The 14,595-nt window shown below is 62.2% G+C and carries 13 protein-coding genes; 9 read left to right on the top strand and 4 right to left on the bottom strand.

Going from position 1 to position 14,595, the window contains the following annotated elements; translation table 11 throughout:
* Positions 1–79: 79 nt before the first annotated feature.
* Positions 80–1,816, bottom strand: a complete 1,737-nt coding sequence (locus AC07W4_RS18325; RefSeq protein ID WP_008049533.1) for an IlvD/Edd family dehydratase — start codon at positions 1,814–1,816, stop codon at positions 80–82.
* 194 nt (positions 1,817–2,010) lie between these two features.
* Between AC07W4_RS18325 and AC07W4_RS18320 the strand changes: the two genes are divergently transcribed.
* From AC07W4_RS18320 to AC07W4_RS18280, 9 genes are all read left to right on the top strand, one after another.
* Positions 2,011–3,333, top strand: a complete 1,323-nt coding sequence (locus AC07W4_RS18320; RefSeq protein WP_495033425.1) for an MFS transporter — start codon at positions 2,011–2,013, stop codon at positions 3,331–3,333.
* Between the two features lie 159 nt (positions 3,334–3,492).
* Complete coding sequence (gene araD1, locus AC07W4_RS18315; protein WP_495033424.1) at positions 3,493–4,485, top strand: AraD1 family protein; 993 nt, start codon at positions 3,493–3,495, stop codon at positions 4,483–4,485.
* 10 nt (positions 4,486–4,495) lie between these two features.
* Positions 4,496–6,076: an aldehyde dehydrogenase (NADP(+)) gene (locus AC07W4_RS18310; protein WP_495033423.1), complete on the top strand. Its 1,581-nt coding sequence runs from the start codon at positions 4,496–4,498 to the stop codon at positions 6,074–6,076.
* Between the two features lie 140 nt (positions 6,077–6,216).
* Positions 6,217–6,555, top strand: coding sequence for a DUF5629 family protein (locus tag AC07W4_RS18305; protein ID WP_495033422.1), 339 nt, complete (start codon positions 6,217–6,219; stop codon positions 6,553–6,555).
* Positions 6,548–7,717, top strand: a complete 1,170-nt coding sequence (locus AC07W4_RS18300; protein WP_495033421.1) for a lactonase family protein — start codon at positions 6,548–6,550, stop codon at positions 7,715–7,717. The genes AC07W4_RS18305 and AC07W4_RS18300 overlap by 8 nt, the downstream gene beginning before the upstream one ends.
* A gap of 156 nt (positions 7,718–7,873) precedes the next feature.
* Positions 7,874–8,053: a hypothetical protein gene (locus tag AC07W4_RS18295; RefSeq protein WP_007979950.1), complete on the top strand. Its 180-nt coding sequence runs from the start codon at positions 7,874–7,876 to the stop codon at positions 8,051–8,053.
* Between the two features lie 216 nt (positions 8,054–8,269).
* A complete protein-coding gene (locus AC07W4_RS18290) occupies positions 8,270–8,395 on the top strand; it encodes a hypothetical protein (RefSeq protein WP_495033420.1) in 126 nt (41 codons plus the stop codon).
* Between the two features lie 115 nt (positions 8,396–8,510).
* Entirely contained in the window at positions 8,511–8,723 is a 213-nt protein-coding gene (locus tag AC07W4_RS18285) for a hypothetical protein (RefSeq protein WP_008049523.1), read from the top strand.
* Positions 8,720–8,977, top strand: a complete 258-nt coding sequence (locus AC07W4_RS18280) for a hypothetical protein (RefSeq protein WP_495033419.1) — start codon at positions 8,720–8,722, stop codon at positions 8,975–8,977. The genes AC07W4_RS18285 and AC07W4_RS18280 overlap by 4 nt, the downstream gene beginning before the upstream one ends.
* Positions 8,978–8,986: 9 nt before the next feature.
* Here the strand turns inward: AC07W4_RS18280 and AC07W4_RS18275 are convergent, their stop codons facing one another.
* Genes AC07W4_RS18275 through AC07W4_RS18265 form a run of 3 tightly spaced genes read right to left on the bottom strand, consistent with a single transcriptional unit; the run spans position 8,987 to position 14,462 of the window.
* Positions 8,987–9,583 carry a glutathione S-transferase gene (locus AC07W4_RS18275; RefSeq protein ID WP_495033418.1) on the bottom strand — a complete coding sequence of 199 codons (597 nt, stop codon included), beginning with the start codon at positions 9,581–9,583 and terminating at the stop codon, positions 8,987–8,989.
* Positions 9,580–13,221, bottom strand: a complete 3,642-nt coding sequence (locus tag AC07W4_RS18270) for an AAA family ATPase (RefSeq protein ID WP_495033417.1) — start codon at positions 13,219–13,221, stop codon at positions 9,580–9,582. The genes AC07W4_RS18275 and AC07W4_RS18270 overlap by 4 nt, the downstream gene beginning before the upstream one ends.
* Complete coding sequence (locus AC07W4_RS18265) at positions 13,218–14,462, bottom strand: exonuclease SbcCD subunit D C-terminal domain-containing protein (RefSeq protein WP_495033416.1); 1,245 nt, start codon at positions 14,460–14,462, stop codon at positions 13,218–13,220. The genes AC07W4_RS18270 and AC07W4_RS18265 overlap by 4 nt, the downstream gene beginning before the upstream one ends.
* Positions 14,463–14,595: the final 133 nt, after the last annotated feature.

Below are 14,595 nucleotides of genomic sequence, written 5' to 3'. Positions count from 1 at the left end.
TGCGCAATCTCAGCCAACTGAAATGTTGAATGATAAACCGCATTCGCGAGCAAGCCCGCTCCCACATTAGAGGGTGGTGTCAGTGGGAGTGACGCGGCACTTCAGCCCCACGGCAACCGACCAGGAAATCGAAGTCGCACCCCTGGTCCGCTTGCAGCACGTGGTCGATGTACAGCTGACGATACCCGCCGACGATCAGGTTCTGTGGCGGCTGCAGATCGGCCATGCGCGCGGCCAGTTCGGCGTCCGGAATATCCAGGTGCAAACGGCCGCCGGCGCAATCGAGTTCGATCCAGTCGCCTTCTTTCACTGCGGCCAGCGGTCCGCCGGCAGCGGCTTCCGGGGCGACGTGCAGGACAACGGTGCCATACGCGGTGCCGCTCATGCGCGCATCGGAAATGCGCACCATGTCGGTCACACCCTGGGCCAGCAGCTTGGCCGGCAAACCCATGTTGCCCACTTCGGCCATGCCCGGATAACCCTTCGGCCCGCAGTTCTTCATCACCAGGATCGAGTTGGCATCCACGTCCAGTTCAGGGTCGTTGATTCGCGCCTTGTACATGTCGAAGTTCTCGAACACCACCGCACGTCCGCGATGCTGCATCAACTCTGGCGTGGCGGCGGAAGGCTTGAGCACGGCGCCCAGCGGTGCCAGGTTGCCGCGTAACACACAGATGCCGCCGTCGGCGCGGATCGGGTTGTCGAGGGTGCGGATCACTTCGTCCTCGCCATAGATCGGCGCGTCCCTGGTGTTCTCGCCGATGGACTTGCCATTGACGGTCAATGCATTCGGGTTCGGGATCAGGTTGGCTTCACCGAGGCGCCGCAGCACGGCCGGCAAGCCACCGGCGTAATAGAACTCTTCCATCAGGAAGCGCCCGGACGGTTGCAGGTCGACGATAGTCGGCATGCCGCGACCGATACGGGTCCAGTCATCCAGGTCCAGCTCCACGCCAATGCGCCCGGCGATGGCTTTCAGGTGGATCACTGCGTTGGTCGAACCGCCGATGGCGGCATTGACGCGAATGGCGTTTTCGAAGGCTTCCTTGGTGAGGATCTTCGACAGCTTCAAGTCTTCGCGCACCATTTCCACGGCGCGCATGCCGGACATGTGCGCCAGCACATAACGGCGCGCATCCACGGCCGGGATCGCCGCGTTGTGGGGCAGGGAAGTGCCCAGTGCTTCAGCCATGCAGGCCATGGTCGAGGCGGTGCCCATGGTGTTGCAGGTGCCGGCCGAGCGGGACATGCCGCCCTCGGCCGCGAGGAAGTCGTCGATGCTGATGGTGCCGGCCTTGACCTGTTCGCTGAGCTGCCAGACCACGGTGCCGGAGCCGATGTCCTTGCCCTTGTGCTTGCCGTTGAGCATCGGCCCGCCGGTGACGACGATGGCCGGCACGTCGCAACTGGCGGCGCCCATCAGCAAGGCCGGGGTGGTTTTGTCGCAACCGGTCAGCAGCACCACGCCATCGATCGGGTTACCGCGAATGGCTTCTTCCACGTCCATGCTCGCCAGGTTGCGGGTGAGCATGGCGGTTGGGCGCAGGTTCGATTCGCCGTTGGAGAACACCGGGAACTCCACCGGGAAGCCGCCAGCCTCGATCACCCCGCGTTTGACGTGCTCGGCAATCTGGCGGAAATGCGCGTTGCACGGGGTCAGTTCCGACCAGGTATTGCAGATGCCGATGATCGGCTTGCCATGGAACTGATGGTCGGCGATGCCCTGATTCTTCATCCAGCTGCGGTACATGAAGCCGTTCTTGTCGGCCGTGCCAAACCATTGGGCGGAGCGCAGGGTGGGTTTCTTATCAGACATGATCGGTTCTCTTATTGTATGACTATATTGTTCGAGCTGAGGCGTAACATAAGCGCAAATTAAGCGCTTTGGAAGTGTTGTTGGGTAAATAGTATTACTATATAGTCCGCTCAAACGGAGGGATGGCCCTGGCGAGTTTTTCGCGAGAGGCGTCCCCCGAGGTTCTATAACAACAACAATCGGAGACCGATCTCATGAGCCAGGAACTGCGGCTTATCCGTCGCATCACGCTGAAACTGATTCCCTTCCTGATCCTGCTGTACCTGATCGCCTATGTGGACCGCTCCGCGGTGGGCTTCGCCAAATTGCACATGGGCGCAGACATCGGCCTGGGCGATGCCGCCTACGGTCTTGGCGCCGGGCTGTTCTTCATCGGTTACTTCCTGCTGGAAATCCCCAGCAATCTGATGCTCGACCGCTTCGGCGCACGGCGCTGGTTCGCGCGGATCATGCTCACCTGGGGCGCCATCACCATCGGCATGGCCTTCGTCCAGGGGCCGAACAGCTTCTATGTGATGCGCTTCTTGCTCGGCGCCGCCGAAGCCGGGTTCTTCCCGGGCGTTCTGTACTACATCACCCAATGGTTCCCGGTGCGCCATCGCGGCAAGATCCTCGGGTTGTTCATCCTGTCGCAACCTATTGCAATGATGATCACCGGCCCGGTGTCTGGTGGCTTGCTGGGCATGGACGGCGTGTTGGGTCTGCACGGCTGGCAGTGGCTGTTCATCGTCATCGGCTGCCCGGCGATCCTGCTGACCTGGCCGGTGCTGCGCTACCTGCCGGACGGCCCGCAGCAAGTGAAGTGGATGGACCAGGCGGAAAAGGACTGGCTGAGCGGCGAGCTGAAAAAGGATCTGGATGCCTACGGCCAGACTCGTCACGGCAATCCGTTGCACGCACTCAAGGACAAGCGCGTCCTGCTGTTGGCGCTGTTCTACCTGCCGGTGACCCTGAGCATCTATGGTCTGGGTTTGTGGCTGCCGACGCTGATCAAGCAGTTCGGCGGCAGTGACCTGGTGACCGGTTTCGTTTCCGCGGTGCCGTACATCTTCGGGATCATCGGCCTGCTGATCATTCCACGCAGCTCCGACCGCTGGAACGACCGCTACGGCCACCTCGCCGTGCTCTACGTGCTGGGTGCGATTGGCCTGTTCCTCAGCGCCTGGCTGTCGGTGCCGGTGCTACAACTGGCGGCGCTGTGCCTGGTGGCGTTCGCATTGTTTTCCTGCACGGCGGTGTTCTGGACCTTGCCGGGCCGCTTCTTCGCCGGCGCCAGTGCGGCGGCGGGGATCGCATTGATCAACTCGGTGGGCAACCTCGGCGGCTACTTCGGCCCATTCGTGATCGGCGCGTTGAAGGAGTACACCGGCAATCTTGCGTCCGGCTTGTATTTCCTCTCCGGGGTGATGGTGTTCGGCCTGATTCTGACTGGCGTCGTCTATCGCCTGCTGGAACGCAAGCACGTCCTGCCAGCCGATGAGTTTGCGGCGAGTGCGCGTGGGGTGTCGCGTACCTGATTTTGAGAGTTCACACCGACCAAATGTGGGAGCGGGCTTGCTCGCGAAAGCGGAGTGTCAGTCACCGATGATGTCGGGTATGACGGCCTCTTCGCGAGCAAGCCCGCTCCCACATTGGTTCTGCGGTGATTTGAAGTTTTGTTTTACAGGAGAAAATCCATGCGTTTGGTTCAGTTCGAATTGAGTAACGGCGAACGCCGTGTCGGCGTGGTCGAGGCAGGCCTGGTCCGTGAAGTGCAGGACGCGCGCACCGTTCGCGATCTGGCACTGGCGGCGATCGAGGCGGGCGCAAGCCTTGAGCAACAGGTGCAAAACCTGGGGCTGGGCATCAGTCACGACTACGCCGAGCTGCTGACGCAACAGCGCGTCCTGCCGCCCCTGGACCATGCGGACCCTGCACACATGCTGGTCAGCGGCACGGGTCTGACCCATCTGGGCAGTGCTTCGGCCCGGGACAAGATGCACCAGAAAAATGGTGACGAGTCCGCGATGACCGACACCATGCGCATCTTCAAATGGGGCGTGGAGGGCGGTAAGCCGGCGGCGGATGAAGCCGGTGTGCAACCGGAATGGTTCTACAAAGGCGATGGCAGCATTGTCGTCCGGCCTGGCCAGCCATTTCCCTTGCCGCCTTTTGCCGAAGATGCCGGTGAAGAGCCGGAGATCGCCGGCCTGTACGTGATCGGTCACGACGGCAAGCCGTATCGCCTGGGATTTGCCGTGGGCAACGAATTCTCCGACCACGTCATGGAGCGCAAGAACTACCTGTACCTGGCCCATTCGAAACTGCGCAGTTGCAGCTATGGCCCGGAACTGCGAGTCGGCGAATTGCCACAGCATCTGGCGGGCACCAGCCGCATCCTGCGTGACGGCGAAGTGCTGTGGCAGAACGAGTTTCTCAGCGGCGAGGCGAACATGTGCCATAGCCTCGCCAACCTCGAATTCCATCATTTCAAGTACAGCCAGTTCCTGCGCCCGGGGGATGTGCACATTCACTTCTTCGGCACGGCGACCCTGTCCTTTGCCGACGGCATTCGCACGCAACCGGGCGACGTGTTCGAGATCACCCAGGCCGAGTTCGGCGCACCATTGGTCAACGGCATCGCATCGGTCCCGGCGGCGTTCGAGCCCGGCACCGTCGGCACACTTTGAGGAGTTACCCATGACCCGGATCCTTGGTCACAACTACATCGGCGGCCTGCGCAGCGCGGCCGGCAGCGTCAAGCTGCGCAGTGTCGATGCCAGCACTGGCGAGGCCTTGCCCCACGATTTTTATCAGGCGACACCGCAGGAAGTCGATGCGGCGGCCCACGCAGCAGCGGCTGCCTATCCGGCCTATCGCTGCCTGAGCGCGGAGCGACGGGCGCAGTTTCTCGATGCCATCGCCGATGAACTGGACGCCCTCGGTGATGATTTTGTCGCTGTCGTTTGCCGCGAAACGGCGTTGCCCGCAGGGCGGATTCAAGGGGAGCGTGGGCGTACCAGCGGGCAGATGCGCCTGTTTGCCAAAGTGCTGCGTCGTGGTGATTTCTACGGCGCGCGAATCGACAGGGCATTGCCGGAGCGTCAGCCGTTGCCGCGTCCGGACCTGCGTCAGTACCGCATCGGCCTGGGTCCTGTGGCGGTGTTCGGTGCCAGCAACTTTCCGCTGGCGTTCTCCACCGCCGGCGGCGATACCGCCTCGGCGCTGGCCGCCGGGTGCCCGGTGGTGTTCAAGGCCCACAGCGGTCACATGGCCACGGCTGAATGGGTTGCTGACGCGATCATTAGTGCTGCCGAGAAAACCGGGATGCCGGCCGGCGTGTTCAACATGATCTATGGCGGTGGCGTCGGCGAGGCGTTGGTCAAACATCCGGCGATTCAGGCGGTTGGTTTCACCGGTTCGCTCAAGGGGGGGCGAGCCTTGTGCGACATGGCGGCGGCCCGTGCGCAACCGATTCCGGTGTTCGCCGAGATGTCGAGCATCAACCCGGTGATCGTATTGCCCCAGGCGTTGCAGGCGCGGGCCGACACCGTCGCCCGGGACCTCACGGCGTCGGTGGTCCAGGGCTGCGGGCAGTTCTGCACCAATCCGGGTCTGGTGATTGGCATTCGCTCGGCGTCGTTCAGTGCCTTTGTGCAGCAAGTGGCCGGGCTGATGGGCGACCAGCCGGCGCAAACCATGCTCAATGCCGGAACCCTGAGCAGTTACGGCCAGGGCTTGCAAAAGCTCCTCGCGCATCCGGGAATCAAGCACCTGGCCGGTAATCCGCAACAGGGCAGTCAGGCCCGGCCGCAGTTGTTCAAGGCCGATGTCCGCCTGCTGCTCGAAGGCGATGAAGTCCTGCAAGAGGAAGTGTTCGGGCCGACCACCGTGGTGGTCGAGGTCACGGACCAGGCGCAACTGACGGCCGCCCTGAACGGCCTGCACGGCCAATTGACCGCCACCGTCATTGGCGAGCCGCAAGACTTCGAGCAGTTCGCCGGGCTGACGGCGTTGCTGGAACAGAAGGTCGGACGCATCCTGCTCAATGGCTATCCGACGGGCGTGGAAGTCTGCGATTCGATGGTCCACGGCGGGCCTTACCCGGCAACGTCCGATGCGCGCGGCACGTCAGTGGGCACACTGGCCATCGATCGTTTCCTGCGCCCGGTGTGCTTCCAGAACTACCCGGACAGTCTGCTGCCGGATGCACTGAAGAACGGCAATCCGCTGCGCATCCAGCGACTGGTGGATGGGCAACCATCGCGCGACGCCCTCTAACGGCTGACCACAATCGCTGTGGGAGCGGGCTTGCTCGCGAAGGCGGAGTGTCAGTCGACAGAGATGTTGAATGATACCCCCATTCGCGAGCAAGCCCGCTCCCACAGGTTGGTCATTCCAACCGAGGGAAATGGGATGCGATGAGCTATCATTGCGTCTTTCTCATTCAAAGACTGATTGCCATGACTTCCCCAACCGACACCTTGCTCAATGCCCTCGAACACTGCGGAATGGTGGAGATCGACGGGCTGCATGCCTTCGAATTCGCCCTTGACGAGTTTGATAACCTGCACATTGAATGCATGGATGGCCGTGCGGCCAAACACTGGGAGTTCACCCCGGCGCAGATCCAGGCTGCAACCTTCGACACCACGCTGCAAAGCTGGTTGATCACCGGTGATTCGGGTGAACACCGTTTGGTGTGCGTGGGCGACGTTGTCAGCGGTGACAACGAAGATGATGACCAGGACGATGCGTAATCTCTGGCCACTGTTGATGGCCGGCAGCATCGGCGCCATGGGCGTCCAGGTCGCATCCGCCGAGGACTATCAACTGCTGGTGGGCTCCTACACCGCCGGTCAAAGCCAGGGCATCTACCGCCTGGCGTTCGACAGCCGCACCGGGCAGATCAATGCCAGGCCCCTGCAAGTGATCAAGAGCGAAAACCCGTCGTGGCTGACCCTGTCGAAGGATCAGCGACACCTGTTCGTGGTCAACGAAAACGGCCCGGGCCAGACCGATCCGGTAGGTCGCGTCAGCAGTTTCGCGATCGATCCCAAGACCCACGCGCTGAGCCTGGTCAACCAGGTACAAAGTCTGGGCAACGAGCCGACCCATTCCAGTCTCAGCGTCGATGGCAGCCATTTGTTTGTCAGCAATTACTCGGTGGCCGAAGACCCCGGCGGTACTCTCGCGGTGCTGCCGTTGGCGGCCGATGGCAAGCTCAAACCGGTGGTGCAGATGAGCAGCCATCCGGCGAGCCGGGTCAATCCCGAGCGCCAGGCCTCGGCCCACGTGCATTCGACCGTCCCGTCGCCGGACGGCCAATACGTGTTCGTCAATGACTTGGGGGCGGACAAGGTGTTTGCCTACCGTTTCGACCCCAAGGCCAACCCGCAACGGCCGTTGACCCCGGCCACCCCGGCATTCGTGCAGCTGCCGCCCGGTAGCGGACCGCGTCATCTGCTGTTCAGCAGCGATGGCAAACACGCCTGGCTGACCATGGAAATGAGCGCGCAAGTAGCGGTGTTCGATTACCACGACGGCCAACTCGAACAGACGCAGATGGTCGATCTGGCGGCCGGGCAGCCGGTCTCGGACAAGGCAGCGGCGGCGTTGCATGCTTCGGCTGACGGCAAGTTCCTCTACGTCAGCAACCGTGGCACGGCCAATCAACTGCTGGTGTTTGCCATCGATCCGGCCACCGGTCACCTCAGTGAACTGCAACGGCGGGCGGTGGAAGGCGATCATCCGCGGGAATTCAGCCTCGATCCGAGCGGCAAATTCCTGTTGATCGCCAACCAGAAGAGCAACCAGATTGTCGTCGTCGAACGCGATGCCAGGACCGGTCTGCTGGGCAAAACCTTGCAAAAACTGCCGATGGACGCCCCGAGCGACCTCAGGTTTCTGCTGCGTCAATAAGCCGCAGGCCCCGGTTGATGGGGCCTGCCTGCTTTTATCAATGACGCTGATATCTGGTACTGCTACAAAGCATTTCAAGGCACGAACCCTCGAGGGTTAAGTTTGCTTCACGGCCCCACCGGGCAAGCAAGCCAACTGAATCCGAGGAATACCGCCATGAACTTCAACATCTTCTCTGTCATCGCCGCTTCCGCCATTTCTGCCACCGTTGCGCTGCCAGCCAGCGCCAACGTTGAAATCAGCGACAAAAAAGCCCACACCCAGAGCTACACCCAGAAGTACCTTCAACAGAGCGCCAACTTCTACGCTGCGCTGGATCACAAAACCCAAGCCTGAACGCTCACCCTGCCTTTATGCAGGAGCGAAGTCACTGATGATCGAAGAGCCTGATGTTGAAAAACAGGTGTTGAAAACGATCAGAGTGATGTCGCTCCTGCATAACGCATTTGCGACAGCATCAGTTTGCCATCAATCCTGCGCTTGATATCACATTGCCATGAGTTTAAATTGACGCTGATTTTTTGACTCCTCCTCACGGCAAGGATCGACAGCATGGTGACGCGTCTGGCATTGGTTATTCTTTTTCTCTATTCCACCCCCATTCTGTCGGCGGTCGACCCTGTTCCGAGTGAGCCGGACGCTGCCCGCGAACGCTTGATGAGTTTTATTGAAGACTGAAATAGTCTGGCTTAATGATCAATGAAGCTGATGGTCACTATGGATAACCCTGAGTGGTTACCCAGGCTTTTTTGATCGATTCTGTGGGCATTGAAACATGCCTGCGGAGAACATCATGGCCAGCGCAATTCTCACTTCTGCCAAACACGGCGCCTATGTAGCGATCGGTCTGTACCTTGCCATGGTGCTGTTGGTCAGCCTGTCAGCCCAGTCGCAATCCACCTTCGAAGCGCCGATCCAGGTCGCTCATCCCGGCATCCAGTTTGAACACCGCGGGCAAAACGCGGACGTTGATCAGGCTGAAATCGCGGGAGTTGTCGGCGCATGAAAGGGCACAGACTCTGGGTCATCGCCTTCCTGGCGTTCATGACCAACGGATCCTCCCTGTTGGGGATCGGCCAGGGCTCGGCGGGCTCGGTGGCACGGGCCATCGAAGCCAACCACAACATCGCCCGCAGCATCGAAAACGCCAGTGTCCAGGGCATGCTGGCCGGCAATCCGCCGATCAGGAATGAAGGCGTGGCGTTCGGGCCGTTCCAGGTGGATTGCTCGGCGATCGGAATGTGTGGGGTATTGGCGTAAGTGCCTGGCCTATTTCTTCATGATTGAAGTAAAGAGTTCCGACTCCAGAAACCGCTGCAACCAATCCTGCAAACGCCGATACGGCGTCTGCGCGAACCATTCGCGGTCGACGTGGGCGAACTGGCGCACGAAGGGCATCAACGCCACATCGGCCAGGCTCGGATGGTTCGCCAGCAAGTAGTCGCGTCCCTCCAGCAACGCCTCCAGCCTTTGCAAAAACGCCTCGCCCTCGCCGCGATAAACCGCCATCGGCTGCTCGGGATAACGCTCGGCGTACTTGTAGCGATTCAAGTGCACCTTGAACACCTGATCGTTCTGTTCGATCAACGGGGCGATTTGCGCCGCAGCGTCAGGATCATCCTTGAGCAGCCAGTCCTGCGGATCGTTCTGCGCCAGCGCCCAGCGCATGATGTCGAGGCTTTCGTCGATCACCCGGCCATCGACGCTCAGCACCGGCACCGTGCCTTTGCCCGACAGCGCGAGCATTTCGGCGGGCTTGGCCTTCAGGCTGACTTCGACGATGTCCACGGCCACGCCCGAGTAGTGAAGGGCCATGCGTGCGCGCATGGCGTACGGGCAGCGGCGGAAGGAATACAGCCTGTTCATTTCACCTCCAGGGTGCTCAGGCCGTTGCCCTGGCGCTGGACCTGAATCTGCACCGGAATCCGTTCGTGCATTTCCTGTACGTGGGAAATCACCGCGACCTTGCGGCCCTGGGCCTGCAAGCCGTCGAGGGCGTCCATGGCCAGTTGCAAGGATTCCGGGTCGAGGCTGCCGAAGCCTTCGTCGATGAACAGCGACTCGATTTTCAGCGTGCTCGAGGCCATCGACGCCAGGCCGAGGGCGAGCGCCAGCGACACCAGGAAGGTCTCGCCACCGGACAGCGAATGCACCGAGCGCAGTTCGTCGCCCATTTCGGTGTCCATCACCAGCAGGCCGAGCATGCTGCCGCCGCGTTTGAGGCGATAGCGGCGCACCAGTTGGCGCAATTGCACGTTGGCGTGATGCACCAGCAGGTCGAGGTTGTAGGCCTGGGCGATCTTGCGGAAGGTATCGCCGGTGGCGGAGCCGATCAACGCATTCAGGCGCGCCCAGCGTTGATACTCGTTGTAGGCGTCGGCAGTCTGCTGCGCCAGGGCCTGATTGGCGTTCTGCCGGCGCTGGTCCTCGGCCTGTTCGGCGCGCAGTTCGGCGCAGTGTTGCTCGCTGGTGGCGGCGAGGTTTTGCAGGTCGATCAGCGCACCGGCCAATTGCTCTGCATCAAGGTTGCCGTTGTGTTGCGCCTGGTGATCGAGCAGGCGCTTGTCGCGCTCCTGCACCAGGACGCTGGCCTGTTCGATGGCTTTTTCACTGTGCTGCAAGCGCTGGCGCAGTTCGCTGACCTGGGTGTCATCGACGCGCAGCAAGTCTTCGAGGCCGCCGTCATCCAGCTCGGGATGGCGGGCACGCCAGTCGCCGATCTTGCCGGCGAGCTCACGTTCTTCAACTTCCAGTGCGTGCAAGCGCTCCTGCTGGGCCTTGAGTTCGGCGGCGATTTGCACTGACTGCGTGAGGACGTTTTGCAGTGTCTGCACGGTGCTGGTTTCGGCACTGCGCGCCTGCTCCACGGCCTGTTCCAGTTGCTGCTGCCAATGCTCGGCGCTGCTGTGTTCGCCGAGTAGTTGACCGAGCGTGTGCTGGCTCGCCTGTTGCTGCTCCGCCAGCCCATTGAACTGCTGTTCGGCGGCTTGCAATTGCTGCACGCGGCTTTGCTGGCGATCCTGTTCCTTCTCCAGGTTTTGCTGGCGCTGTTGCTGCTCGGCCAGTTCTTCCTTTTGTTGCTCGAGTTGCGCCAGGCGCTCGGCGATCTGCCGGTCGAGCTGCATGAAGGTCGCGGCCGGCTCGACGCGCAGCGCTTGCAGGGTCTCGGACGGCAGCAGGCTGGCAAATGCCTTGAGTTCTTCGTCCAGGCGCTGGCGGTCGTTGCCCAGTTCGCGCTGTTGATTGCTCAGGTGTTGGGCTGCTTGCTGGTGCGCGGTTTCGGCATGGCGCAGTTGCTGGGTCAGGCGCGCGGCATCCTGTTGCAGGGTGAGCAGGGCGCTCTGCCGTTGCTCGTCCTGGCTGATGCTCTGGTTGAGCTGACTGTTTTGCTGGTTGAGCCAGGCGTTGCGTTTGGCGGCATCCTGATTCAGCAGTTGGGCAGCCAGCGGATGGGCTTCCAGGCTTGGGGCGAGGGCATGCTGCTGGGCCGCCAGTTGCTCCTGCTGTTGCAGCAGTTCCTTTTGCTGGGCGATCAGCCCGCCGACTTCGGCACGCAGGTCAGTGAGTTTTTCCTTGAGCAGGTCAACGGCCTTCTGCGCGTTGGCCTGTTCGCTTTCATCAAAACGACCGAGGCTTTGCAGCAGGGCTTCGGGCTGATGATAGGGGTGCTCGTTGCTGCCGCAGACCGGGCATGGCTGATCGTCCTGCAACTGCGCGCGCAGCTCTTCGACACTGGCACTGCGCGCCAGACGCTGGCGCTCCAGCAGCTCGCGCGTGATGTTGAGGGTCTGTTCGGCAACGCTCAGATCAGCCTTGGCCTTGACCCCGTCCTGGGTCAGGCGCTCACGTTCCTGTTGCGCGCTGAGCTGGCGCTGTTGCAACTCGGCACCGCGTTTGTCCAGGTCCTGCTGGCTGGCCCACAGGCGCGCAAGGTCTTCGACGGCGCGCAGTTGCTTGCGGTTGTCCTGCAACAGGCTGCCCAGAATGCCGATCTGCTCGGCGACGGCATCCGGTTCGGCGCCGGCCTCCTTGAACAGCACCTCCAGTTGTTGCTTCTGCGCGGTAAGCGCTTGTTCGGTGCTCGCGGCGTTTTGTTCGAGGCTGACCAGTTCGGCCTGACCCTGATTCAACCGGCTGCCGATCAACATCAACTGTTGCAGGCGATCACGGTAGGCATTCCAGGCATCGCTCAACGGTGCCAGATGGGTGCTTTGCTCCAGCCCGGTGGCGATGCGCTGCAAGTCCGCGGCGCCACGGGCTTGCTGATCGAGCAAGGCCTGAATCGTGCCCAGGCCCTGGGTGCAGGCCTGTTGCGCCTGTTGCCTGGCTTCGGCGCTGAGGGCGGTGTCCTTGGCCAGGCGGGCGAGGGTGCTTTGCGCTTCGAAGGCCTGACGGAGCGACGGCGCGCTGTCGGTTTGCCGTTGTCGGGTTTCGCTCAAGGCGATCCGGGCGGCGCTGAGCTGTTGCTCAAGCTGCGTCTGACGTTCGCCGAGTTCGCCATGCTGCTGCGTGTGCAAGGCAATTTGCGCCGCCAAGGGTGTCAGCAGCGCGTCGACCTCGGTTTTACGGGCAAACTGGTGTCGTTGCGGGGCCAGTTGTTCGAGGCGGGTGAGCCTCAAGCGCTCACTGGTCAGGGCTTCCCAGTGGGTCTGCGCCGATTGCAGTTGTTCGCTGGCGGCCAGATGCTCGTCCTGCAGTCGACGCAGGTTCTTGAGCCAGGTGTCCTGCAGTTCAAGCTCTTTGAGCTGCGCCTGTCGGGTCTTGAGTTGCTGCTGCGCCTGGTTGAAGCGCTCATCCAGTTCCGCGCGGGCTTCGGGCGACAGTGGCGTCACACCGCTGGCCTGATCCTGCAGCAGCTTGTGCGCCTCGCGGGCTTCTTTGGTCTTGTCGAAGGCCCGACGACCGAGGCGAGTGTAGAGCGCCGTGTCGGTGAGTTTTTCCAGCAGTTCGCTGCGGTCGTTGTCATCGGCCTTGAGGAATGCGCTGAATTCGCTTTGCGCCAACATCACCGCGCGGGTGAACTGTTCGAAATTCAGCCCCAGCGCGGCTTCGAGCTGAGTCTTGTATTCGCCTTTCTGGCTGGCCAGCAATTGATCCTGATCGATGTCGCGCAGGCTCTGGCGGCTGGCTTGCAGTTTGCCACCGGCCTTGTCCCGAGCGCGATTGGCTTCCCAGCGGGCGCGGTAACGGCGGCCGTCGACTCCCACGAAATCCACTTCAGCATAGCCTTCACCGGTGCCGCGACGCAGCAGGGTTCGCGGGTCGCCGGTGCCGATTTCGCCGTCGGCGTCCGGTACCTTGGCGTCGCGGCCGGTGTTGTTCAGGCGTGGTACGGCGCCAAACAGCGCCAGGCACAGGGCATCGAGCAAGGTGCTTTTGCCGGCGCCGGTGGGGCCGGTGATGGCGAATAGTCCGGCACTGGCCAGGGGTTCGGCGGTGAAGTCGACTTCAAACGGCCCGGCCAGGGAGGCGAGGTTTTTCAGGCGGATCGCGAGGATTTTCATGGTTGTTCGCTCTCCATCTGCACGTCCTGCAACAGCTCGGCAAAGTCCTTGAGGGTTTGCGCGTCGACCTCGCTGCCGTAGTTGTCCTGCCAGGCGCGGCTGAACAGTTCCTGAGGCGTGAGCTGGTCCAGTTCGATCAGGGTGCTGCCTTCGTCGGCACCGTCACGACCGCCGGTGCCGGCGTACTCGGCGGCGATGCGCACCAGGCGCACGGCCTTGCCTTGCAGGGCGGTTTCCACTTGATTGCGCAGGTCGGGCTGCGGCTCATCGAGGCGCACCCGCACCTCCAGCCACGGCTGGCGCTGGATCTCGGCCAACAGGTCGATGTTCGGCAGGTCCGCCAGTTGCAGCAGGATCTCGCTCAATGGCGCCGGGCCGATGCGTTGCAGGTTGACCGCGCGGGGGATCAGTTTCGGCTCGACGCTGACCAGGGTTTCGCCGTCGAGCTTGATGTCGAGAATCTGGTGCTGATAGCTGATCTCGGAGAACGACAGCGGAATCGGCGAGCCGCTGTAGCGGATGCGCTCCTCGCCGTTGACCTTCTGCGGCTTGTGTAAGTGGCCGAGGGCCACGTAGCTGATGCTCGGCCCGAACAGGCTGGCGGGCAGGGCTTCGGCGTTGCCGATGATCAGGCTGCGCTCGGAGTCTTCCGACACCGAACCACCGGCCATGTGCGCGTGGCTGATGGCGATCAGGGCCTGGCCCGGCTGGCGCTTGGCGTTGGCCGCCTCAATCAGCCATTCGTGCACCTGACCGATCCCGCGCAGGTAGTTGTCACCCAAATGCGCGCCGGTGACTTCCGCCGGGCGCAGGAACGGCAGCGCCAGGCACCAGCCGGCGAGCGCACCACTGGCGTCAGGCAACGGCAACAACAGGCGCTCGGCATCCAGCTGCCCGTCATCCAGCCACTGCACACGACCGAGCGCATGGGTGCGCAAGCGGCGCATCAAGGGGGCCGGCAGCTCGATCCGCGAGCCGGAATCGTGGTTGCCGGCAATCATCACGATGGTCAGCGACGGCTGCTGCTCGTGGGCGCTGACGATGAAGTCGTAGAGGCGTTCCTGGGCTTTGACCGGTGGGTTGACCGTGTCGAAGATATCGCCGGCGATCAACAGCACATCCGGCTGATCCAGCTTGAGCTGGAGTAACAGCCAGTCAAGAAAACAGCCATGTTCGAAATCGCGATCCTGGCCGTGCAGGTTTTGCCCCAGGTGCCAGTCGGAGGTGTGAAACAAGCGCAAGGCGGACTCCGGTACAAAAATAGGTGGTGGCCGCGTGAAAAATGAAGGCGGCGAAAGGGGGGAGAGTTTACTGGCAAACGCTCCCGAGGTGGTCAGGCACTCAACCTGTGGCAGCCCCGATCTTAAGGCAATA

Source organism: Pseudomonas sp. GW821-FHT02A08 (genome assembly GCF_059422045.1).
Note: the sequence above shows the minus strand (reverse complement) of the source record. Positions and strands in the feature narration are given on the sequence as shown.